Annotated in this window: 17 protein-coding genes, 1 tRNA gene and 1 pseudogene; 6 read left to right on the top strand and 13 right to left on the bottom strand. The window is 71.6% G+C overall.

The window, feature by feature from the left end:
• Positions 1-4: 4 nt before the first annotated feature.
• Positions 5-466 (bottom strand): RidA family protein, encoded by a 462-nt coding sequence (locus ACIQFY_RS07220; protein ID WP_326495473.1) that lies wholly within the window; start codon positions 464-466, stop codon positions 5-7.
• Positions 463-621, bottom strand: a complete 159-nt coding sequence (locus tag ACIQFY_RS07215) for a hypothetical protein (RefSeq protein WP_182046010.1) — start codon at positions 619-621, stop codon at positions 463-465. The genes ACIQFY_RS07220 and ACIQFY_RS07215 overlap by 4 nt, the downstream gene beginning before the upstream one ends.
• 50 nt (positions 622-671) lie before the next feature.
• Between ACIQFY_RS07215 and ACIQFY_RS07210 the strand changes: the two genes are divergently transcribed.
• The 5 genes from ACIQFY_RS07210 (at position 672) to ACIQFY_RS07190 (ending at position 6,164) form a co-directional block, all read left to right on the top strand.
• Entirely contained in the window at positions 672-3,233 is a 2,562-nt protein-coding gene (locus ACIQFY_RS07210; RefSeq protein WP_326495472.1) for a transglycosylase domain-containing protein, read from the top strand.
• Positions 3,224-4,186, top strand: coding sequence for a metallophosphoesterase (locus ACIQFY_RS07205; protein ID WP_066655158.1), 963 nt, complete (start codon positions 3,224-3,226; stop codon positions 4,184-4,186). The genes ACIQFY_RS07210 and ACIQFY_RS07205 overlap by 10 nt, the downstream gene beginning before the upstream one ends.
• Positions 4,187-4,289: 103 nt before the next feature.
• Positions 4,290-4,363 (top strand) — tRNA-Pro (locus tag ACIQFY_RS07200).
• Between the two features lie 155 nt (positions 4,364-4,518).
• On the top strand, positions 4,519-5,547 hold the full coding sequence (locus ACIQFY_RS07195) for a sensor histidine kinase (protein WP_251154642.1): 1,029 nt from the start codon (positions 4,519-4,521) through the stop codon (positions 5,545-5,547).
• A complete protein-coding gene (locus ACIQFY_RS07190; RefSeq protein ID WP_400339035.1) occupies positions 5,544-6,164 on the top strand; it encodes a response regulator in 621 nt (206 codons plus the stop codon). Before ACIQFY_RS07195 ends, ACIQFY_RS07190 begins: the two co-directional genes overlap by 4 nt.
• 40 nt (positions 6,165-6,204) lie before the next feature.
• Here the strand turns inward: ACIQFY_RS07190 and ACIQFY_RS07185 are convergent, their stop codons facing one another.
• From ACIQFY_RS07185 to ACIQFY_RS07155, 7 genes and pseudogenes are all read right to left on the bottom strand, one after another.
• A complete protein-coding gene (locus ACIQFY_RS07185) occupies positions 6,205-7,242 on the bottom strand; it encodes an LLM class flavin-dependent oxidoreductase (protein ID WP_066655165.1) in 1,038 nt (345 codons plus the stop codon).
• Positions 7,243-7,363: 121 nt separating this feature from the next.
• Positions 7,364-7,999 (bottom strand): thymidine kinase, encoded by a 636-nt coding sequence (locus ACIQFY_RS07180; RefSeq protein ID WP_400339032.1) that lies wholly within the window; start codon positions 7,997-7,999, stop codon positions 7,364-7,366.
• On the bottom strand, positions 7,999-8,700 hold the full coding sequence (locus ACIQFY_RS07175; RefSeq protein ID WP_235426346.1) for a response regulator transcription factor: 702 nt from the start codon (positions 8,698-8,700) through the stop codon (positions 7,999-8,001). Before ACIQFY_RS07175 ends, ACIQFY_RS07180 begins: the two co-directional genes overlap by 1 nt.
• Positions 8,687-9,865, bottom strand: coding sequence for a hypothetical protein (locus ACIQFY_RS07170; RefSeq protein WP_251154639.1), 1,179 nt, complete (start codon positions 9,863-9,865; stop codon positions 8,687-8,689). Before ACIQFY_RS07170 ends, ACIQFY_RS07175 begins: the two co-directional genes overlap by 14 nt.
• The gene (locus tag ACIQFY_RS07165; RefSeq protein WP_400339028.1) at positions 9,862-11,199 is read right to left on the bottom strand and encodes a sensor histidine kinase; all 1,338 of its coding nucleotides are present in this window, start codon (positions 11,197-11,199) and stop codon (positions 9,862-9,864) included. The genes ACIQFY_RS07170 and ACIQFY_RS07165 overlap by 4 nt, the downstream gene beginning before the upstream one ends.
• Before the next feature lie 349 nt (positions 11,200-11,548).
• Positions 11,549-12,620 (bottom strand): annotated as a pseudogene (locus tag ACIQFY_RS07160) (Rv2578c family radical SAM protein); the annotation flags it as partial.
• A 54-nt stretch (positions 12,621-12,674) separates the two neighbouring features.
• The gene (locus tag ACIQFY_RS07155) at positions 12,675-14,162 is read right to left on the bottom strand and encodes a malate:quinone oxidoreductase (RefSeq protein ID WP_308301827.1); all 1,488 of its coding nucleotides are present in this window, start codon (positions 14,160-14,162) and stop codon (positions 12,675-12,677) included.
• Between the two features lie 155 nt (positions 14,163-14,317).
• Here ACIQFY_RS07155 and ACIQFY_RS07150 point away from each other — a divergent pair, with 155 nt between their 5' ends.
• Complete coding sequence (locus tag ACIQFY_RS07150) at positions 14,318-15,442, top strand: hypothetical protein (protein ID WP_251154636.1); 1,125 nt, start codon at positions 14,318-14,320, stop codon at positions 15,440-15,442.
• Positions 15,443-15,526: 84 nt separating this feature from the next.
• Here the strand turns inward: ACIQFY_RS07150 and ACIQFY_RS07145 are convergent, their stop codons facing one another.
• The 4 genes from ACIQFY_RS07145 to ACIQFY_RS07130 all read right to left on the bottom strand — a co-directional run bounded on the left by ACIQFY_RS07145 (position 15,527) and on the right by ACIQFY_RS07130 (position 21,632).
• The gene (locus tag ACIQFY_RS07145; protein WP_251154635.1) at positions 15,527-16,576 is read right to left on the bottom strand and encodes an aspartate-semialdehyde dehydrogenase; all 1,050 of its coding nucleotides are present in this window, start codon (positions 16,574-16,576) and stop codon (positions 15,527-15,529) included.
• Between the two features lie 37 nt (positions 16,577-16,613).
• On the bottom strand, positions 16,614-17,879 hold the full coding sequence (locus tag ACIQFY_RS07140; RefSeq protein WP_066655175.1) for an aspartate kinase: 1,266 nt from the start codon (positions 17,877-17,879) through the stop codon (positions 16,614-16,616).
• Between the two features lie 121 nt (positions 17,880-18,000).
• Positions 18,001-18,600 (bottom strand): recombination mediator RecR, encoded by a 600-nt coding sequence (recR, locus tag ACIQFY_RS07135; protein WP_066655176.1) that lies wholly within the window; start codon positions 18,598-18,600, stop codon positions 18,001-18,003.
• Positions 18,600-21,632 (bottom strand): DNA polymerase III subunit gamma and tau, encoded by a 3,033-nt coding sequence (locus ACIQFY_RS07130; protein WP_400339022.1) that lies wholly within the window; start codon positions 21,630-21,632, stop codon positions 18,600-18,602. Before ACIQFY_RS07130 ends, recR begins: the two co-directional genes overlap by 1 nt.
• Positions 21,633-21,685: the final 53 nt, after the last annotated feature.

Below are 21,685 nucleotides of genomic sequence, written 5' to 3'. Positions count from 1 at the left end.
TCCGTCAGTCGGTGAGCTCCACCACCAGCTCGACCTCGACCGGTGCGTCCAGCGGGAGCACGGCCACGCCCACCGCGCTGCGCGCGTGGACGCCGGCGTCCCCGAACACCTCGCCGACGAGCGTCGACGCGCCGTTGGCGACCGCGGGCTGCCCGGTGAAGGACGGGTCGGACGCGACGAACACCGTCACCTTGACGACCCGGGCGACCCGGTCCAGTGAGCCCGCGACCGACTGCACCGCGGCGAGGGCGTTGAGCGCGGCCACGCGCGCCTGGGCGGTGGCGGTGTCCGCGCCGACCGCGGCACCGACCTTGCCCGTGACCGACAGCGCCCCGTCGACGAAGGGCAGCTGCCCGGCCGTGTACACGTACTGCCCGGTGAGGACGGCCGGTACGTAGGCGGCGACGGGCGCAGCCACCTCCGGGATCGTCAGGCCGAGTTCCGCCAGGCGGTCGGCGGTGCTCACGCGTCGGCCTTCGGGCGCTTCAGGTAGGCGACGAGCCCGCCCTCGGGGCCGCTGACGACCTGGACCAGCTCCCACCCCTCGGAACCGAAGTTGTTGAGGATCGCGGCCGTGTTGTGGATGAACAACGGAGCGGTGAAGTACTCCCACTGAGTCATGCGGTTCCTTGCCAGCCTTTCAGTCGTGGGCGTCGTTTAGGCTGCATCCTATGTCTGCCCAGAAGTCTGCCTCGCGGACCAAGCCCGTCTCCGCGATCGGCGCCTTCGTCGGTTTCGTCGGTTTCAGTGCGCTCGCTGGTCTGCTGGTCACGATCGGGGTCACCCCGGCGATCGCCGTCGCCGGCGTCACGACGACCTCGACCATCGGCGTGTTCGAGTCCCTGCCGGAGTACATCGAGATCGGTGACCTCCCGCAGCGCAACGAGATCTACGCCTACGCGAACGGGCAACCGGTCAAGCTCGCGACGGTCTACGACCAGAACCGCGAGGAGCTCAAGTACGACCAGATCAGCGACCAGCTGAAGAACGCCGCGATCGACGGCGAGGACAAGCGCTTCTGGGACCACGGCGGCGTCGACATGACCTCGCTCGTCCGCGCCGGCGTCGGCAGCATCGCCGGCGGCCTCGGCGAGTCCGGCGGTGGCTCGACCCTGACGATGCAGCTCGTCCGCAACATCAAGATGCAGCAGGCCCTCGAGCTCCCGTCCGAGGAAGAGCGCCAGAAGGCCTACAACGACGCCGTCGAGCAGACCATCCCCCGCAAGCTCGAGGAGATGAAGCTCGCCATCGGTCTGGCGAAGAAGTACTCGCACAAGGAGATCCTGACCGGGTACCTCAACATCGCCTACTTCGGCGACCAGACGTACGGCGTGCAGGCCGCCGCACAGCACTACTTCAACAAGTCGGCGACCGACCTCACGCCGGCCGAGGCCGCTTCGATCCTCGCGATCGTGCAGTCGCCGAACACGCGCAACCTGGCGAACGAGAAGAACTACGGGGCGAACAAGGCTCGCCGCGACGTCATCCTCAAGTCGATGTACGCGCAGAAGCACCTGACCAAGGACGAGTTCGACAAGGCGATCGCGTCGGAGCCCAAGGACTACGTGCACCTGACCGAGCCGAACCAGGGCTGCCAGTCGGCGGCCGGCAACGGCGCGCAGTTCTTCTGCGACTACGCGGTCAAGGTCGTCAAGCAGATGTCACAGCTGGGCGGGACCCAGAAGGAGCGCGACCAGGCGTGGCGCAACGGCGGCTACAAGATCCAGACGACGCTGGACATCAACCTGAACGGGCAGCAGAAGGACCTGCTGAACACCTACGACCCGAACACCGAGTCGCGGCTGCAGCTCGGCGGCGCGCTCAACTCGGTCGAGGCGTCGACGGGGCGCATCCTGACGATGGCCCAGAACAAGGACTACGACCAGTCCCTGCAGTCCCCGCCGACGGCGACGTCCATCAACTACAGCGTCGACAAGGAGTACGGCGGCTCGATCGGCTTCCAGGTCGGCTCGACCTACAAGGTCTTCACGCTGCTCGACTGGCTCAAGGCCGGGCACGGCCTGAACGAGAGCGTGAACGGTACCCCGCACAACACGTCCCAGTGGACCCAGTGCGGCTCCACGATCACCTCGCCGTGGGCTCCGAAGAACGACTCCGCGGGTGAGAACGGCCAGTTCACGGTCGCCCGTGCCACAGCCCTCTCCGTGAACGCAGCGTTCGCGTCGATGGCCGCGAAGCTCGACCTGTGCGACATCCGGCAGACCGCAGTCGACCTCGGCGTGCACTCCGCCGACGAGAAGACGGAGCTGAACGCCTACCCGTCGTCCATCCTCGGGACCAACAACATCGCGCCGCTGACCATGGCGTCGGCGTACGCGACCATCGCCAACGGCGGGACGTACTGCTCGCCGATCGCGATCGACGAGGTCACGAACGCCGCGGGCAAGAAGCTCGGCGGCCAGCCGAAGCAGTGCAAGCAGGTGCTCGACCCGAGCGTCGCAGCCACCGCTGCGTTCGCCATGCGCGGCACGATCCAGTACGGCACCGCGCAGGGCGCCCAGACCCCGGACGGCACGCAGCTGTTCGCCAAGACCGGCACGACGGACGACGCCGACCAGATCTGGCTCGTGGGTGCGAGCTCGAAGGTCGCGACCGCCTACTGGCAGGGGAACACCGACGGGGCGAAGAACAACCTGCGCCACTACTACAACACCGCGGGGTACGGCTCCTACGCGTCGCAGCGTGCGCACGTGTGGCAGCAGGCGATGATCCCGATCAACCAGCTGCACCCGGCCGACCCGTTCCCGACGCCGTCGCAGACTGCGCTGCGCGGCAACAGCGTCAACGTTCCGGACGTCCGTGGGAAGACCGCGGACGAGGCCCGTGCGACGCTGGCCGGTGCCGGCTTCACGTACGTCGACGGCGGAGCCCAGCCCGGCGGCGGCACCCCGGGGACGGTCTCGTCGACCTCCCCGGGCCCGGGGTCGCTCCTGTCGACGGGGTCCAGCGTGACCGTGTACACGACCGACGGCAGTCAGACGACGGTCCCCCAGGTCACCGGGAAGAGCGTCAGCGATGCCCGCGGTGCCCTGCAGGATGCCGGCTTCACGAAGATCGCGCTCTCGGACGGCTACGCGAAGGGCGACGGCGACAACAAGTGCAGCGTCGCCGCGGTCGACCCCGGTGAGGGCACCGCGGTCGGCAAGGACGCGACCATCACGCTGCAACTGTTCGGCAACAAGAACGGCAAGGCCCCGAAGGAATGCCGGTGAACCGTGGTCGCGCCGCGCTGGGAGTGATCGCAGCGGGCGCGACCGTCGGAGCGGCGACGGCGGCGTGGGGTTCCCTCGTCGAACGTCGCCGCTTCGGCATCCGCTGGGAGACGGTCCCGGTGCTGCCGCCGGGGTCCCGGGACGTCACCGTCCTGCACCTCTCCGACATCCACATGGCGCCCTGGCAGGCCGACAAGCAGCAGTGGCTCCGCGACCTGAGCCTGGTCGAGCCCGACTTCGTCGTGAACACGGGCGACAACCTCGGGCACCCCACGGCCAACACCGCGGTCGAGTACGCACTCGAGCCGTTCCGCGGTGTCCCGGGCGCCTTCGCGCACGGCTCGAACGACTTCTACGGCCCCTCCCCACGGAACCCGTTCAAGTACTTCACCGGCCCGAGCAGCCACCCCACCGGTCGCCGTCCGGTCGAGCTCGACATCGACCGGCAGACCGCGTTCTTCGAGTCGCTCGGGTGGCTCGACGTCAACGACCAGGCCCACGCGATCGAGCTCCGCGGGTCGCGCTTCGAACTGTTCGGCACCTCGGACGCCCACCGCGACTGGGACCGCCTCGACCTGCTGCCGACCAACGTCGACGAGATGCGCAGCGCCGTGCCGTGGACCGAGGACGAGGACGGCCCCTCCCCCGTCGCGATCGGCATCACCCACGCCCCGTACCGGCGCGTCCTCGACGCCTTCGTCGACCAGGGTGCGGACATCGTCTTCGCCGGGCACACGCACGGTGGTCAGGTGCAGGTGCCCGGGGTCGGTGCACTCGTCACGAACTCCGACCTGCCCCGGCAGTACGTCAGCGGTCTGCACCGGTGGCAGCACCGTGGGCACTGGTCGTGGCTCGAGGTCTCGGCGGGCATCGGCACGTCGATCTACGCTCCGGTGCGGTTCTCCTGCCGCCCCGAGGCCGTGGTCGTGACCCTCACCGCGAAGACCTCCTGACCCGAGCGGCCGCGACGCGCCCGGGTGTACCGCGAATGGTCGTGAGCACCCTCGAACGTCCGGTAGACTTTCCTGGTCGCTCCGGTTCGGAGCAACCACACCGCGGGGTGTGGCGCAGCTTGGTAGCGCGCCTCGTTCGGGACGAGGAGGTCGCAGGTTCAAATCCTGTCACCCCGACACTGTGTTGAGACAGTAGAACAGCAGGGCCCTGATCCACTCGGATCGGGGCCCTGTTGCTTTCCCGGGACGCTCCTCCCCGCCTGTGTCCGACGACACAACGCCCGGCCGTCGAGCACGTCGACGAGACCGGGGCCGCTACGCTCGCAACCGTCATGACGATCCCCGCCCCGCTCGCCACCGTCCTCGCGGAGATCGGCGCGCACTTCCCCGAGCTCGCCGACGACCCGGTCCTCGCGCAGAGCCTCCTGGACAACGTGACGTCCATGATCAGCGAGGCCCACGAGCGTTACGCGACCGGCGACGGGGCCGCGAGCGTCGTGAGCGACCGGTACCTCGACCCCGAGCACCTCGCGACCGGCGTCCTGCACGCCGAGCGTGCACAGCACCCCGCCGGGGCCATGCTGGCGGCCGAGATGCTGTTCGACGCCTACCTGCCGGTCTTCGTCGACGAGGTCGGAGCACGCACCACGGACGAGGTCCTCCGCGCCACCCGGGCACTGCACGCGGGCGTCTGGAGTCGGTTCCCCGCAGGGGCGATCGCGTACACGGAGGCACTCCGGCAACGGGTGACCTCGACGAACCTCGACTCGCGGGAGCAGATCGCCCGCGACCTGCACGACCGTGTCGCACACGGGGTGCTCGCGGGACTGCAGCGCCTCGACCTGGTGCTGCTCACCGACCCCGCGGAGGCAGAGCGGACCGCGCAGCTCGAGTCCGCGGCGCGGCTGCTCCGAGGAGCACTGACCGACGTGCAGGACCTCGCGCTCTCCCTGCACGCCAGGGTCGGCCAGGACCGGCTGGACGACGCCCTGCGGCGGCACGTGGACGACCTGTTCCCGGGGGACGACCGCCTGGTGATCACGACGACGGGCGTCGCCGGCACCCTGCCGAACTGGAAGGCCGAGGAGGCGCTGACGATCCTCCTCGAAGCGCTGACCAACCGACGGAAGCACGCGCCCGGTTCCGCGGCGTCCGTCGAGTTCGCGTGGTCGCCGGGGACGGTGGTCGTGACGGTGCGGGACGACGGCCCCGGGTTCGCTCCCGACGCCGTCGCCGAGGGCCGCCTCGGGCAGCGCACCATGCGTGAGCGGGCCGGTGTGCTCGGCGCCCGACTGGACGTCGAGAGCGCCCCGGGCTCGGGCACCGTCGTCCGGCTGACCGTCCCGAGGGGAGCCATGTGACCGCCGTCACCCACGTCGCGATCGTCGACGACCACCGACTCTTCCGCGAGGGGCTCGCCACGATCCTGGCAGCGGTCCCGACGATCCGGGTCGTCGCGCACGGGGAGCGCCCGTCCGACGTGCTGGACTCCCCCGAGGCGGCCGCGATCGACGTGCTCCTGCTCGACGTCGAGCTCGACGGGCCACCGGCGCGGACCACCATCGCCACCGTCCGCCGCCGACACCCGCACATCAGCGTCGTCGTCCTGACGATGCACCGTGACGCCGTCCTCCGGCGCGCGCTGCTCGACGCCGGAGCCGTGGACTTCGTGACGAAGGACACCCCGAGCCGGGAGCTCGTCGGCCGGATCGTCCGAGCGACCCGCAGGGGTGCAGGTCCCGTGACGTTCCCGGTCGACCTGGTCACCGACGCCCGCGCCGGGTCACCGCTCAGCGACCGCGAGCTCGAGGTGCTCTGTCTCGTCGCAGATGCGCGGTCCAACGCCGAGATCGCCACCGAACTCGGGCTCGCCGTCGGCACGGTGAAGCGGCACGTCTACAACGTCTACCGGAAGCTCGACGTCGGGACGCGCGTCGCCGCGATCACCGCCGCGACGCGCCTCGGGCTGCTGGCCTGACGGCTCCCACGGCCGGACGGCCGCAGCGGGCGTCCGTCCGCTAGACCGTCGCCCCCGCCGGCACCAGGCGGCCCTCGGCCTGCAGGGACGCCACCACGTCGAGCGCCTGGTGCCGGTAGCGCGCCTGGGCGGCACCGGGCGCGACGATCACCCCGTCGGCACCGGTGGACGCGACGAGCTCGTTGATCTTCGTGGCGACGTGCTCGCGGTCGCCGTAGGCCTGCCGCTCCGTCCGCGCGGCGATGAACCGGCGCTCGAGGTCCGAGAACTCGTACGCGCGGGCCTCGTCCATCGACACCGGTTCGGGCTTGGCGCCCTGTCGCATCCGGATGAACGAGATCATCCCCGGAGCGCTCTGCTCCTCGACGATCGCAGGGTCCTCGTCGGTGACGACCTGCACACCGATGAGGGCGTTCGGGGTCTGCCGGAAGCGCGACGGGCGGAACGAGTCGCGGTACAGCGCGAGCGCCGCCTCGGTGTTGTCCGACGCGAAGTGGTGCGCGAAGGCGAACGACACCCCGAGCGCGCCGGCGACCTGGGCGCTGTAGCCCGAGGAGCCGAGCAGCCAGAACTCCGGCACGTCGCCGTAGCCCGGGACCGCACGGATGCGCGACAGCGGGTTCGACGCGTCCATGCCGGTGAAGAACCCGATCAGGTCGGCGAGCTGCTGGGGGAAGTCGTCGACGTCGAGCCGGTCGGTGCGGCGCAGCGCCATCGCCGTCGCGCCGTCGGTCCCCGGGGCGCGCCCGATGCCGAGGTCGACGCGGTCGCCGTACAGTGCGCGCAACGTGCCGAACTGCTCGGCGATCACGAGCGGCGCGTGGTTCGGGAGCATCACACCGCCGGAGCCGATCCGGATGCGCGACGTCGCGGCACCGACGGCGCTGAGCAGCACGGCGGGCGCCGACGAGGTGATACCCGGCATGCCGTGGTGCTCGGCGACCCAGACACGCTCGTAGCCGAGCTGCTCGGCGTGCACGGCCATGTCGATCGACCCCTGCAGGGCCTCGGTGTTCGACTGGCCGTACTCGCGGGTGGCCAGGTCGAGGACGGACAGGTGCACGGTGGCGTCGCTCATGGGGACGACAACCGTCGCCGGCGTGCGCGCATTCCGCGCCACGGGCCGGCCTGGAGGCGCACGGCGGCGCCGCACCGTGCCTCCCGTCCGGCGGTGGCCCACCTGGCGGACGTGGGCCGGATCAGTGGGCGAGCTCGCCGTCGAGCCGCCCGCCCGACTCGCTGAGGTAGCAGTTCGCGCAGAGCGACTCGTAGGTGACGTCGACCCCGTCGATCGCGACCTGGGACCCGTCGAAGACGAAGCGGCCGTCGACCTTGCGCGCGTTGAACACGGCCTTGCGACCGCACCGGCAGATGGTCTTGAGCTCCTCGAGCGAGTGCGCGACCTCGAGCAGTCGCGCGCTGCCGGGGAACGCCTCGGTGCGGAAGTCGGTGCGGATGCCGTAGGCGAGCACGGGGACCTCGTCGAGCACGGCGACGCGGAGCAGGTCGTCGACCTGGCGCGGGGTGAGGAACTGCGCCTCGTCGACGAGCACGCAGCTCACCGGACGCACCATGCCGTTGAGGCGATCCGACTCGGGGTCGGTGGCACCGGCGTCGGCGACCGCGTGCCGGACGTCGTCGTGGGGCGCGAAGACGACGTCCACGGAGCGTGTGACGCCGAGTCGGGAGACGATCTCACGGTCGCCCTTGGTGTCCACCGACGGCTTCGCCAGCAGCACGCGTTGCCCGCGTTCCTCGTAGTTGTACGCGGCCTGCAGCAGCCCGGTGCTCTTGCCGCTGTTCATCGCGCCGTACCGGAAGTAGAGCTTCGCCACTACGCGAGGAACCCGTCCTCGGCGGCACGACGGATGAGGTCCGACTTCTTCGACGCGGGACGGCCGACCTTGCTGTACTTCTCGCGGACGCGGCGGAGGTAGGTCTTGGCGGTCTCGTACTGCACGTTCATCTGCGCGGCGACCTCGTTCGTCGAGTAGCCGGACACGTACAGGCGCAGTGCCTCTTCCTCGCCCGCGCTGAGCTTCGGCCGCTGGTGCGCGCTCGCGCCGGTCGGCAGCGGGCGCCAGTCGCGCTGCGCCGGGGTCTCCCGCGAGACACCCATGACCTCGCGCGCGACGTCCATGACCTCACGCATCGGCAGCGACTTCGACAGGAACGCGGCCGCACCGGCAGCCAGGGCACGGTCGCGGGACTCGCGGCTGTCGACGCTCGAGAGCACGATGACCTTCGCCCCGGCAGCACGACAGGTGCGCACGCGGGCCTCGATCGACACCGGCTCCTTGAGCTGGAAGTCGAGGAAGACGAGGTCCGTCGGGAAGTTCTCGCTGTGCACCATCTCGAGCCACGTGTGGGCGGTGAGGGCGAGGTCGAAGTCGAAGGCGTTCACGGCGATCCAGCTCGACAGGCTGTCGAGCAGCACCTCGTGGTCGTCGAGGATCGCCAGCCGCACGCGTCGGGTTCCGGGCTGCGGGAGCGGTGGCACGCCCTCCGTGGTCCGGTTCGGGTCAGTGCTGGTCATAGGAGAACCTTAGTGCGAGGGACGATGGTCGGACGGCGACGTCGAGGTCGGGGAAGGTCACGCGGAGCACCGCGAAGTAGGGGTCGAACGTGCGGTGGATGCCGACGTCCGAGTCGTCGACCGCGAGCTCCGTGCGGACCTCGACGCGGTCGGGTGGGGCACCGGGCTCGCGCGAACGGCGGACCGTGGCACGGAACCGCGCGGGGTCCACCGTCGCTGCGCCGAGCGCCGCACGGAGGAACGTCCGGACGACGGTCCGCTGGTCGGTGTCGAGCGTCGCGATGAGGCCGTCCGGGTCGTCCACCGACTCGGCGGACCCGCCCTCGACGGCGACCGCGTACTCGAGCCACGTCCGATCGGCGTCCGCGACCATGGCCTGCCGGATGCCGTCCGCGATGGAACGGGCGCGTGCGCGGTCGGCGTCGGTGATCACCTCACGCGTCCGGAGTTCGGCGAAGAACGGGGCGACGTCGCGCGCGAGGATGACGGAGCGGTCCTGCTGCACGCGCGCGGCGATGCCGTCCCGCTCGGCGCGCGCCACCGAGTACGAGCCCGCACGGATCTGCACGCGCTCCGCCAGGCCGCCGAAGGTCCACGCGAACACGACGGACGCCGCGGTGAGGACCAGCGTCGGCGCGGCGGCGAGGAAGGCGGCGACGGACACCGGTACCTGGTGCGGGAACACGGCGGCGGCGGTGCCCCAGGCAGCTGCGTCGACCGCTGCCAGGACGAGCCCGCCGACCGCCAGGTCCCGCCACGGCCGGTAGGGCGCGACCGTCACGATCCCGGTGGCGGTGAGCAGGCACATGAAGTCGTTGAGCGCGTTGCGGTCCGGCCCCCACTGCGCCGCGACGCTCGCGGCCGACGCTGCGCCGAGCAGCACGACGTGGAGCACGTACGCCCAGCGCGGGAACGGCGCCCGGAAGGGCGACGACGACGCGATCACGACCGCGCCCGACGCGCCCAGGAGCAGCACCGTGAGGGCGCTGAGCGTCGGGCTGCCGACCACGTCGCGGTCGAACACCGACACGAGCAGCGCCCACAGCACGCCGGCCGCACCGAGCAGGACGGCGAGGGGGCGGGAACCCATCGCGCCGAGCGGGTCCCACTGCTGTGCGGTCCGAGCGCCCCGGACTGCGGCCCGCACCGCGTCGACGCGACTCACCGGGCGGCTCCGCGGTCGGACTCACCCGTGACGGCGTACGACGCCGCGCCGCCGGTCCGTGCGCCGCCGGTGTGCGCGCCACCCGTGTGTGCGCCACCTGTGTGTGCGCCACCCGTGTGTGCGCCGCCGGTGTGTGCTCCGTCGACGCGAGCCGCGTCCCCGCTCGTGTAGGGCACGGTCATCATGACGCTCGTCCCGGATCCCGGCGACGACCACACCTGGACGTCACCGCCGACGCGGCCGATGCGTTCCCGCACCGAGCCGCGCAGCCCCATCCGGTCGCTGCCGGTCTCCTGCTCGTCGAACCCGCGGCCGTCGTCGACCACCATCACCGTGCACGACGAGCCGTCGTCGAAGACGCTGACCTCGGCCTCGTCGGTCCCCGCGTGCTTGCGGACGTTCGCCAGGCACTGCCCGACGGCTCGGAGCAGCGCCGTCGCCACCGACGGGTCGAGCCGCGCCAGGGCAGCCGGATCACCGGTGACCGCGACCGCGAGCCCCGCCGCCCGGTGCTCGTCCACCATCGCGTCGAACGCGGCACCGGCAAGGGCCGGGTCCGGCTCGGACGTCGGGTCGGACGACGCGAGCCACTGCTTCCCGGTCAGCATCGCGACGTCGGCTTCGACCGTGCGCGCGAGCTGCGCGTCCATGGGGCCGTCGGGAGCGAGCGCGATGGCACCGAGGTGGTTGAGCACCGTGTCGTGCAGGATCGCCGCGGCCTCGGCCTCGACCCCGGCCCGGTAGGCGGACACGTGCTCCTCGCGCGCGGACCGGAGCAGCTCGGGCTGGACGCGCTCGGACCGCGCGGTGTTCCGGCTGGTGAAGAGCACGAGGGCGACGACGAAGCCCAGGGTGACCCAGGCGAGGATGAGTGGTCGGGGCGGCCCGTCCGCCTGCAGCACCGCGATCCCGGTCGCGAGCCGACCGACCAGGAACCCGCCGAACGACCAGACGACGACGCGACTCGCGACCGCACCGGCCCCGCCCACGAGCACGAGCGGGATCACCGCGAGCGACACCAGGTAGCTCGTCACCCAGCCGGCGGGCACCTCGCGCTGCACGATCGTGGTGAACCACCACGTGCAGACCCCGCCGGTGACGAGGAAGGCCACGGCCGAGCGCCAGGTGCCGAACTGCACGTGCACGCCGATCATCGCGAGCATGGGGAGGAGCGCGAGCACGGCCCCGGCGACCCGCACGTCGGGCTCGGCCAGTCGGTACAGCAGCAGGGTCACGGCGGCGGCGACGACCGATCCGATCGCCGCTGCGTGGAAGGCGCGCACGGTCGACCACGCGTTCACTCGCGGAGCGAGGTGCGTGGGGATGCCGAGCACGGGTCGATGGTCCTTCCGAGAGTCGTCCGGTCGCCGTGTGACGCGACCGTCCGGGGGCCGGTCGTGTACCCCGAAACGAGCGCGATCCGGCGACCCGCTCGATGCTACCGCCGATCACCGACACAGGGTGTCCCCCGAACGCGGAAGGTGGACGCTCCTCAGAACAGGGTCGGTCCGGACGGGCCTCCGATCACGGTCGTCCCGACACCGCGTCGGTCGAAGCCAGGGTCGGCACGCTTGAGCGGCGACGAGGTCGGGCGGGACTGCTCGTCGAGCGACACCGGGACGCGGTACCCGTTCGTGATGCCCCCGTTCGTGATGACCGACCCGACCAGGGCGCGCGGTCCGGTGTCGCCCGACCCCGGACGCGGTGCACGCGGAGCGGTCGCCGCCGCGGCCCGCTCGCCGGGTACGAGGTGCGCCTGCCGGTCGCTGAACCCCATGGAACCGGTCGCCGGGTCCACCCGGCCGAGTCCGAGACCGTGCGCGGCCAGGATCGGACGCACCCGGTCCGCGAGCCACCGGCGGTAGTCCGCGGGCGCGTAGGTGTTGTCGAGGTACATCGAGCGGTAGCGCGCGACGAGGTCGGGACGGGTCCGCTGCAGCCAGGCCGCCCACCACGGCTTCACGCCAGGACGCAGGTGCAGTGCGGAGTACATGACGCTCGAGGCGCCGGCCTCGGCCGCGCGACCGATCGCTTCGTCGAGGTGCGCGCGCGTGTCCGTGATGAACGGGAGCACCGGCATGAGGAACACCGAGCACTCGAGCCCCGCGTCGCGGATCGCCCGGACGGTCGCCAACCGGGCGGCGGTCGTCGGGGTCCCGGGCTCGACCTGCTGCTGCAGCTCGTCGTCGTACACGGCGATCGACATCGCCAGGTCGACCGGGACGCTCCGTGCCGCGTCGACCAACGTGGGCAGGTCACGCCGCAGCAGCGTCCCCTTCGTCAGGATGCTGAACGGGGTGCCCGAATCAGCCAGCGCGCGGATGACCCCGGGCATCAACCGGTAGCGCCCCTCGGCACGCTGGTACGGGTCGGTGTTGGTGCCGAGCGCAACGGGGTGCCGGTCCCACGACGGCTTCCGGAGCTCACGGCGCAGGACGTCCGCGACGTTGGTCTTCACGACGATCTGCTGGTCGAAGTCGGCGCCCCCGTCGAACTCCAGGTACGTGTGCGTGGGCCGCGCGAAGCAGTAGACGCACGCGTGACTGCAGCCGCGGTACGGGTTGATCGTCCACCCGTAGGTGCCGCTGCCGTCGGCAGCCGGCACACGGTTCAGGGCACTCTTCGCCAGGACCTCGTGGAAGGTGACCCCGGCGAACTCCGGTGTGGTGACGCTGCGCACCAACCCGCTGTTCGACTCGAGCCCCGGCAGGGCGTCACCGCGCTCCGCTCCGATCGACTGCCCGCTCCACCGCATGCCCTCATTCGAACACACGTTCGAACCAGGGGCAAGTCGCCCGAGCGGCGGGGCTCAGTGGTGCAGACCGAGGACCTTCGCGGTGTGCTCGAGGGTCTCGTCGGCGAGCTGCGGGTCGGCGCCGAGGTCCTTGCCGTAGGTGGGCACCATCGTCCGCACCATCGGGGCCCAGGCGTCCCACCGGTCCGGGAAGCACCGCTGCAGCATCGTCAGCATGATCGGCACCGCGGTGGACGCACCGGGGCTCGCGCCGAGCAGGCCGGCGATCGAGCCGTCGGCCGAGGTGATGACCTCGGTGCCGAACTGCAGCACCCCGCCCTTGTCCGGGTCCGGCTTGATGACCTGCACGCGCTGCCCGGCGGTGATGCGGTGCCAGTTCTCCGGTTCGGCGGTCGGCATGAAGTCGCGGAGGGCGTCGAACTTCGTCTGCTTCGACGCCAGGAGCTGCCCGACCAGGTAACGGACCAGGTCGAAGTTCGAGAACGCCACGCTCAGCATCGGTCGCAGGTTGTGCGGTCGGATCGACCGGAACAGGTCGAGCAACGAGCCCTGCTTGAGGAACTTCGGGCTGAACCCGGCGTAGGGGCCGAACATCAGCGACGCCCTGCCCTCGACGATCCGGGTGTCGAGGTGCGGCACCGACATCGGCGGAGCGCCGACGCTCGCCTTGCCGTACACCTTCGCCGCGTGCTTCTGCACGACCTCGGGGTCGTCGGTGCGCAGGAACTCGCCGGACACGGGGAACCCGCCGTACCCGCGGATCTCCGGGATGCCCGACTTCTGCAGCAGGCGCAGGGCCCCGCCGCCGGCGCCGACGAAGACGAACTTCGCCGCGATGCGCTGCGTCGACCGACCGATCTCGTTGCGGACGTCGAGCGCCCACCCCTCGGAGACCTTCGACCGCGTGATCTTCTGCACCTGGTGCGACGGCTCGAACTCGACACCGGCGATCTCGAGCTCGTCGAAGAGCTGCTGCGTCAACGAACCGAAGTCGACGTCCGAGCCGGCGGCCGAGTACGTCGCAGCGACCGGCTGGTCCTTCTTGCGCCCCGGGATGAGCGCGGGCGCCCACCGGCGGATCTGCGCCGGGTCGTCCGAGTACTCGATGCCCGCGAAGAGCGGGTGACCCTTGAGCGCCTCGTACCGCTTGCGCATGTACTCGACGTTGTCCTCGCCCCACACGAAGGAGATGTGCGGGGTCGGGTTGATGAAGTTGGACGGCTGCGGGAGCGCGCCGGTCTCGACCAGGTGCGCCCAGAACTGCCGCGAGACCTGGAACTGCTCGTTGACGGTCACGGCCTTGGCGATGTCGACGTGTCCGTCCGGCATCTCCGGCGTGTAGTTCAGCTCGCACAGCGCGGAGTGACCGGTCCCGGCGTTGTTCCACGGGTTCGAGGACTCCTGCGCGACCGAGCCGAGCCGCTCGTACACGCGGACCTTCCACGTGGGTTCGAGGCGGTGGATGATGGCGCCGAGCGTGGCGCTCATGATCCCTCCCCCGATCAGGACGACGTCGATCGGGTCCACCTGCTTCACTGCCACACGACGATCCTACCCACTGCCGCTGGGTCGCCCGGGGGCATCGTCCGGATGCGGGGCGCTGGTCGTACCCATCGCACCTGCTAGTGAAGTACGACATTCCGGATGTGGCACCATTTCACGGTCCCGATCGACCGTCCCCTCCCGGAGGCCCCACCGTGAACCACCGCCGGCGCGCCCGTCTCGCCCTCCCGCTCCTGCCCGCGGCCGCGATCGCCCCGCTCCTGCTCGGCCCTGCCGCCCTGGCCGACACGCTCCCCTCGCCGCAGCCCGAGCCACGGGCTGCGCCCGCTGCGACGCTGGAGGGCACCTTCCACGTCGTCGGCACCACCGGCTTCGTCGCCGTCGCCGACCACGACGGCCAGCCCGTGCTCGACACCCGCCCGGTCGCCGCCGACACCGCGCACTACCCCGCGCCCGGCACCACCGGTCCGCTCGTCGTCGGGTCGATGTGCCTGTCCGCCCTCAACGGCCCCGGGCTGCCCTTCGCCGTGCTGGCCGACGCCGCCGTCCCCTCCGGCTGCCTCCAGGTCCGCACCACGAGCCCCGCGCCCCACGTCGTCCGGTTCACCGCCGACGACCCGTCCTCACCGGCGAACGGCCTCGAGCTCGGCCTGCAGGCGAACGGCGCGCTCCTGGCGCTCGGCACCGCGGGGTCCGACATCGAACTCGTCACCGAGGGCCCCGTCGTCGCACCGACGCTCGACCACACCGACCTGGCACCCGGTTCCGCCCTCTCGGGCACCGCCACGCCCGGCGCGCACGTCGTCGTCGTCCGTGACGGGACGGTGGTCTGTGAGACCGATGCCGCCGATCGAGGTGCGGACGACGCCGGACACTGGTCCTGCTCGCCGATCGATGCGCTCACCGAGGGCACGTACACCCTCGAACTGTTCGCCTCGACCCCCGCCGGGCAGCTCGCGCCGCCCGTCCCCGTCGAGGTCGTCGTGTCCGCAGGGACCGGCGCCGGCGACGGTCCGGACCCCGACCCCGGTGACGGCGAGGGCACCGATCCGGGTGACGCACCGTCTCCGGGAGACGGTGCCGGAGGCACGGGCGGCACCGGGACCCCCGGTGAGGCCGACCAGACCGGCGAGCCCGGCGCGGACGGACCGTCGCCAGGACCGGCGACGACCGCCCGGACCGTCGACGCCGCGCCGCAGGGGCGCCTCGCCTGGACCGGCACCGAGGTGACCGGCCCCCTCGCCGTCGCGCTCGCGCTCCTCACCGCCGGGACCGGCGTGCTGCTGCACCGACGACGTCGCACTCGGTCCCGTTCCTGACGGTCGGGACGACGGACGGGAGGCCCGTGGCGGTGTCGCCACGGGCCTCCCGTCCGTCACGTGTCGCGTCGGCGACGGTGCTCGCTAGGCGGCGACCGCGCGCCGTTCGAGGATCGTCTCGGCGATCTGCACCGCGTTGAGCGCAGCGCCCTTCCGCAGGTTGTCGTTGCTGACGAAGAGGACCAGGCCGTGGCCGTCGGGCGCGGACTGGTCCGCGCGGATGCGGCCGACGAAGGACGGGTCCTGACCGGCTGCCTGCAGCGGAGTCGGGACGTCCGCGAGCTCGACGCCCGGGGCCGTGGCGAGGAGCTCCGTCGCCCGCTCGGGCGAGAGCGGCTGCGCGAACTCGGCGTGCACGGAGATCGAGTGCCCGGTGAACACGGGGACGCGCACGCAGGTCCCGGCGACGAGCAGGTCGGGCAGCTCGAGGATCTTGCGGCTCTCGTTGCGGAGCTTCTGCTCCTCGTCGGTCTCCCCCATGCCGTCCTCGACGATGCTGCCCGCGAGCGGGACGACGTCGAAGGCGATCGGTCGGACGTACTTGACCGGCTCCGGGAAGGTCACCGCCGAACCGTCGTGGGTGAGCGCCGCGGTGTCCTGCTCGAGCGCCGCGCGCGCCTGGCCGAGGAGCTCCTCGACTCCGGCGAGGCCCGACCCGGACACGGCCTGGTAGGTGGTCGCGACGAGACGGCGCAGCCCGGCTTCGGTGTCCAGCACCTTGAGGACCGGCATGATCGCCATCGTCGTGCAGTTCGGGTTGGCGACGATGCCCTTCGGGGCGTCGTCGATCGCGTGCGGGTTGACCTCGCTCACGACCAACGGCACCTCGGGGTCCATCCGCCAGGCACTCGAGTTGTCGACGACCACCGCACCCGCCGCCGCGAACTTCGGCGCGAGGGCGCGTGACGCCGTGGCACCGGCCGAGAACAGCGCGATGTCGATGCCCGACGGATCGGCGGTCTCGGAGTCCTCGACGACGATCTCCTCGCCCCGGAACGACAGCGTCGAACCGGCGGACCGGGCACTCGCGAAGAACCGGACGTGGTCGGCCGGGAACGCGCGCTCCTCGAGGAGGCGACGCATCACGGCGCCGACCTGGCCGGTGGCGCCGACGACGGCGACGGTGGTGCTCATGTGGTGCTCCTGCTCGTGGGTCGTGTCGGCGCGGGGCTCAGCGCCCGGTGCCGGCGTAGACGACGGCTTCCTGGTCCGCGTCCAGCCCGAAGGCCTGGTGCACGACGCGCATGGCCTCGTTCAGGGTGTCGGCGCGCGTGACGACCGAGATGCGGATCTCCGAGGTGGAGATCATCTCGATGTTGATGGACGCCTCGTGCAGGGCACGGAAGAGCGCCGCCGAGACACCGGCGTTGGTCCGCATGCCGGCACCGACCAGGGCGAGCTTGCCGATCTGGTCGTCGTACTGGATGCCCGAGTAGCCGATGTCGGCCTTGGCGACCTCGAGCGCGGTCAGGACGCCCTGGCCCTGGTCCTTCGGCAGCGTGAACGAGATGTCCGTGCGGCCCGTGACCGCCTCGGACACGTTCTGCACGATCATGTCGATGTTGGCGCCGGCGCGGGCCACGATCGTGAAGATCTCGGCGGCCTTGCCGGGGGTGTCGGGCACGCCGACGACGGTGATCTTCCCCTCGGAGAGGTCTCCGGCGATGCCGGTGATGATCGGTTCTTCCACGGTTTCCCCCTCTGCAGGGTTGTAGACGATGGTGCCCTCGGCGTTGCTGAACGAGGAGCGGACGTGCAGGGTGACGCCGTGCCGACGGGCGTACTCGACGGCACGGATGTACAGGACCTTGGCGCCGGAGGCGGCGAGCTCGAGCATCTCCTCGCTCGTGATCCGGTCGACCTTCTTGGCCTTCGGCACCACGCGGGGGTCCGCGGTGAAGATGCCGTCGACGTCGGTGTAGATCTCGCAGACGTCGGCGTCGAGCGCGGCGGCGAGCGCGACGGCGGTGGTGTCCGACCCACCGCGCCCGAGCGTGGTGATCTCGCCCGTCGTGCGGTTGAACCCCTGGAACCCGGCCACGATCGCGACGTGCCCGGCGTCGAGCGCCTCGCGCACGCGCTTCGGGGTGACGTCGACGATGCGGGCCTTGCCGTGCTGGGCGTCCGTGAGCATGCCGGCCTGGCTGCCCGTGTACGACGATGCCTCGACCCCGAGGCTCTTGATCGCCATCGCGAGCAGCGCCATCGAGATGCGCTCCCCCGCGGTGAGCAGCATGTCGAGCTCACGACCGGCGGGGATCGGCGTCACGGAGTGCGCGAGGTCGACGAGCTCGTCGGTCGTGTCGCCCATCGCCGAGACGGCCACGACGACGTCGTTGCCCGCCTTCTTCGTCTGGACGATCCGCTTCGCCACGCGCTTGATGCTCTCGGCGTCCGCGACGGACGATCCACCGAACTTCTGCACGATCAGGGCCACTGGCTGGTACTCCCGGGGACGACGGTTCCGCGACGGTCGCGCGGTCTGTCAATCGTAGAGGGTGTTCCGCGGATGTTGCGTGCGAGGCGGACTCGACGCAACGATCCTGCGCGCACGCCCGTCAGTGACCGACCACGCGTCGTCCCTCGAAGGCGCGGCCGAGGGTCACCTCGTCGGCGTACTCGAGGTCACCACCCACCGGCAGCCCGGACGCGAGTCGCGTGGTGCGGATGCCCATCGGGACGAGCAGTCGGCTGAGGTAGGTCGCCGTCGCCTCGCCCTCGAGGTTCGGGTCGGTGGCGATGATGACCTCGTCCACGGTGCCGTCGGCCAGCCGCGTCATCAGCTGCTGGATCCGCAGGTCGTCCGGACCGACACCGTCGATCGGGCTGATCGCTCCGCCGAGCACGTGGTAGAGCCCACGGAACTCGCGGGTGCGCTCGATGGCGGCGACGTCCTTCGCCTCCTCCACGACGCAGATCACCGACGGCGACCGACGGGGGTCACGACAGATGCTGCACCGCACGTTCTCGGTGACGTTGCCGCAGACCTCGCAGAAGCGCACCTTCTCCTTGACCTCGGCCAGGAGCTCGGACAGTCGTGCCGGGTCGAACGACTCGGTCTGCAGGATGTGGAACGCGATGCGCTGCGCCGACTTCGGGCCGATGCCCGGCAGCCGACCGAACTCGTCGATCAGGTCCTGGACGATCCCGTCGTACATCAGGCGCCTTCCTCGTGCAGGGCGGTCTCCTCGATGAACTGCGCGCCGAGGATCTCACGGACGACCGCCTCGCCGTACCGACCAGCGACCGGCGTCCGACGGACCTGGGGTGCAGCGGTCCGTGCCGGAGCTGGCTGCGCAGCCGCCTCCTGGGTCGGTGCTGCCTGCGCAGGTGCTGCCTGCTCGGGTGCTGCCTGCTCGGGCGCGGCCTGTGCTGAGCCGGTTTGCGCCGGTGCTGCCTGCGGTGCTGGTGCCCGCGTCGGTCGCTGGCTCGGAACACCCGAGGACGCGTGCGCTCCCGGATCGGGGAAGGGAGCACCGTCGTCGTAGGGCTCGTCGTCGAGCGGGTAGTCGTCGACCGGGACGTCCGGCCCACCGGAGGGTGCGGCGGCCGCGGTACCCGGCGCGGCGGGCGCTGCCGATGCGGGCGCTGCGGCTGCGGCCGGTGCGGGCGCTGCGCCTGCGGCCGGTGCCGGCGCTCCCGGTGCGTCGGGTGTCGGGTCGCTCGGCGCAGCAGCACGGGCTGGGCGTGTTCCGGCACCGCCGAGCGCGGAGGCCGGACGGAGCTGTGCAGCGAGGGCCGCGTCGGCGGCGGGGTCGGAGACCGGTGCGACGGGCACGACCGGTTCCCCGGTGTCGGTCGTCCCGAACGGTGCCGACCAGCCCGGCTCGAGGTGCTCGGGCACGGCGCCGGCGGTCGGGTCGGTCGCCGGGATCGTGGCGACGGCCCAGTCGGTCACCGGAGCGCTGGGCGCGGCCGGCTGCTGCCGTGTGGTCGGCTGCTGAGATACGCCCTGCTGTTGGTTCGCCTGCTGCTGCTGGCTTGCCTGCTGCTGGCTCGCCTGCTGCTGCTGGCTCGGCTGCTGCGGTGCGGTCGGCTGCTGCTGCTGCTGCGGTGCGGTCGGCTGCTGCTGCGGCGCAGTCGGGTGCTGCTGCTGCTGCTGCGTCGGCCCTTCGGCAGTCGTTGGCTGCGGCGGTGCGGACTGCTGGCGCGCGGCCTGCTGCTGGCTGGTGTCCTCCGACGTCACGTGCGGTCGCGTCGGCTGCTGCTGCGACGTCTGCCGACCCGGCTCCGACGCGGGAGCACCGGCCGAGCGCTGTTGTCCCGGCCCACGGGCGACGAACTTCACCCGCAGGCCGAGGACGTCGATGATCGCCGAGCGGAGCAGTTCGCTGACGCTCGTCGCGGGGTCGGACATCTCCTTGAACGACGCCACGTCCTGCTGGCTGGGGAAGGTGAGCGTCAGCACGTCCTCGCGCAGGGCCGTCACCTGGGCCGTGACCACCACGGACCAGGCCGAACGCCGGGCGCGCTGGACGTGCTCGACGACCTGGGGCCAGGCGTCGCGGAGCTGCTGGAAGCCGACGGCGGCGACCGGTCGGACGACCGCCTCGTCGCCGACGGCCGTCCCCTGCCCGGTGGACGACGCGTTCGCGGTGCCCGACGGATCGTGCTGGTGCTGCTCGGTCGGGTGTGCCGTCGTCATCGCACTCGACGCGCTCTGCTCCGCCGGTCGGCCCGCAGACCGATCGGTCGGGCCGTCGGCCGGACCCTGGCTCGGGGGCGTCGCCACGGCCGCCCAGGAGGCAGCGGCATCGCGCACGGCCGCACCGGGGTCCCGCGGCTCCGCGCCACGCGCGGTCGTCGGAGCCTGGTCGGCGGGCTCCTGATCTGGTCGGGTCGGCGCCGCTGCTCGGGTCGGGGTCGCGGTCGCGGTCGCGGTCGACGCAGCGGGCTGCGCAGCCGGGGAGCCGGCCTGCACCGGGGCGCTGCCCGCTCCCGTGCGCGGAACCGGAGCGCCCGCGGAGGACTGCTGTGCACCCTGCGGGCGTTCGACCACGGCCGCAGCCTGGTGCCCGCCGGCGTCGCCGACACCGACGCGACGCTCGAGCCGCTCGACGCGGGCGAGTGCACCGCGCTGGGTGTCGTCGACCTCGGGCACGAGCATGCGCGCCGTCATCAGCTCGAGGTGCAGTCGGGGCGACGTCGCACCGGTCATCTCGGTGAGCGCGCGGTTGGCGATGTCGGCGGACCGCGACAGGGCCGTCGCACCGAAGACACCGGCCTGCCGGGTCATGGTGTCGAGTTCCTCGGGAGAGATCCCGCGCAGCACGGCTGCGGCGCTCTCGTTCGTCGCCGCGACGACGATCAGGTCACGGAGTCGCTCGAGCAGGTCCTCGACGAAGCGACGCGGGTCCTGCCCGGTCTGCACCACGCGGTCGACCGCGGCGAAGGCCGAGGCGGGGTCGGCCACCGCCAGCGCGTCCACGACGTCGTCGAGCAACGCAGCGTCGGTGTAGCCGAGCAGGGCGACCGCGCGTTCGTAGGCGATCGCGCCGTCCTCGCTGCCGGCCATGAGCTGGTCGAGCAGCGACAGCGTGTCTCGCACCGACCCCCCACCGGCACGGACGACGAGCGGGAGGACACCCGGTGCGACGGAGACCGACTCCTGCTCGCACAGCTGCTCGACGTACTCGAGCATCGTGGCCGGCGGGACGAGCCGGAACGGGTAGTGGTGGGTCCGGGAGCGGATGGTGCCGATGACCTTCTCCGGCTCGGTGGTCGCGAAGATGAACTTCACGTGCTCCGGCGGTTCCTCGACCAGCTTGAGCAGGGCGTTGAAGCCCTGCGGCGTCACCATGTGCGCTTCGTCGAGGATGAAGATCTTGTAGCGGTCGCGCGCCGGTGCGAACACGGCGCGGTCGCGCAGGTCGCGCGCGTCGTCGACGCCGTTGTGGCTCGCTGCGTCGATCTCGATGACGTCGAGCGATCCCCCGCCACCCCGGGCGAGCTCCACGCAGCTCGGGCAGGCGCCGCACGGCGTGTCCGTCGGGCCCTGCTCGCAGTTCAGGCACCGGGCGAGGATGCGCGCCGAGGTCGTCTTGCCGCACCCGCGCGGCCCGCTGAACAGGTAGGCGTGGTTCACACGGTTCGTCCGCAGGGCGGTCCGCAGCGGGTCGGTGACCTGCGACTGACCGATCAGCTCGGCGAAGTTCTCGGGCCGGTAACGGCGATACAGGGCGGTGACCACGGACCAAGGGTAGCCGGGACGGCCGACAGCGCGACGCCCTCGGCGACCACCTG

Origin of the sequence: Curtobacterium sp. NPDC092190 (assembly GCF_044755625.1) — a bacterium.
GTDB lineage: Bacteria > Actinomycetota > Actinomycetes > Actinomycetales > Microbacteriaceae > Curtobacterium.
This window is presented reverse-complemented; position numbering and strand designations above follow the sequence as displayed.

Coding starts and splice junctions, on each gene's coding strand:
- ACIQFY_RS07205 (WP_066655158.1), top strand. CDS start 3,224: ATGCCGGTGAACCGTGGTCGCGCCGCGCTGGGAGTGATCGCAGCGGGC.
- ACIQFY_RS07175 (WP_235426346.1), bottom strand. CDS start 8,700: ATGACCAGCACTGACCCGAACCGGACCACGGAGGGCGTGCCACCGCTC.
- recR (WP_066655176.1), bottom strand. CDS start 18,600: ATGTACGACGGGATCGTCCAGGACCTGATCGACGAGTTCGGTCGGCTG.
- ACIQFY_RS07185 (WP_066655165.1), bottom strand. CDS start 7,242: ATGAGCGACGCCACCGTGCACCTGTCCGTCCTCGACCTGGCCACCCGC.
- ACIQFY_RS07195 (WP_251154642.1), top strand. CDS start 4,519: ATGACGATCCCCGCCCCGCTCGCCACCGTCCTCGCGGAGATCGGCGCG.
- ACIQFY_RS07145 (WP_251154635.1), bottom strand. CDS start 16,576: ATGAGCACCACCGTCGCCGTCGTCGGCGCCACCGGCCAGGTCGGCGCC.
- ACIQFY_RS07210 (WP_326495472.1), top strand. CDS start 672: ATGTCTGCCCAGAAGTCTGCCTCGCGGACCAAGCCCGTCTCCGCGATC.
- ACIQFY_RS07215 (WP_182046010.1), bottom strand. CDS start 621: ATGACTCAGTGGGAGTACTTCACCGCTCCGTTGTTCATCCACAACACG.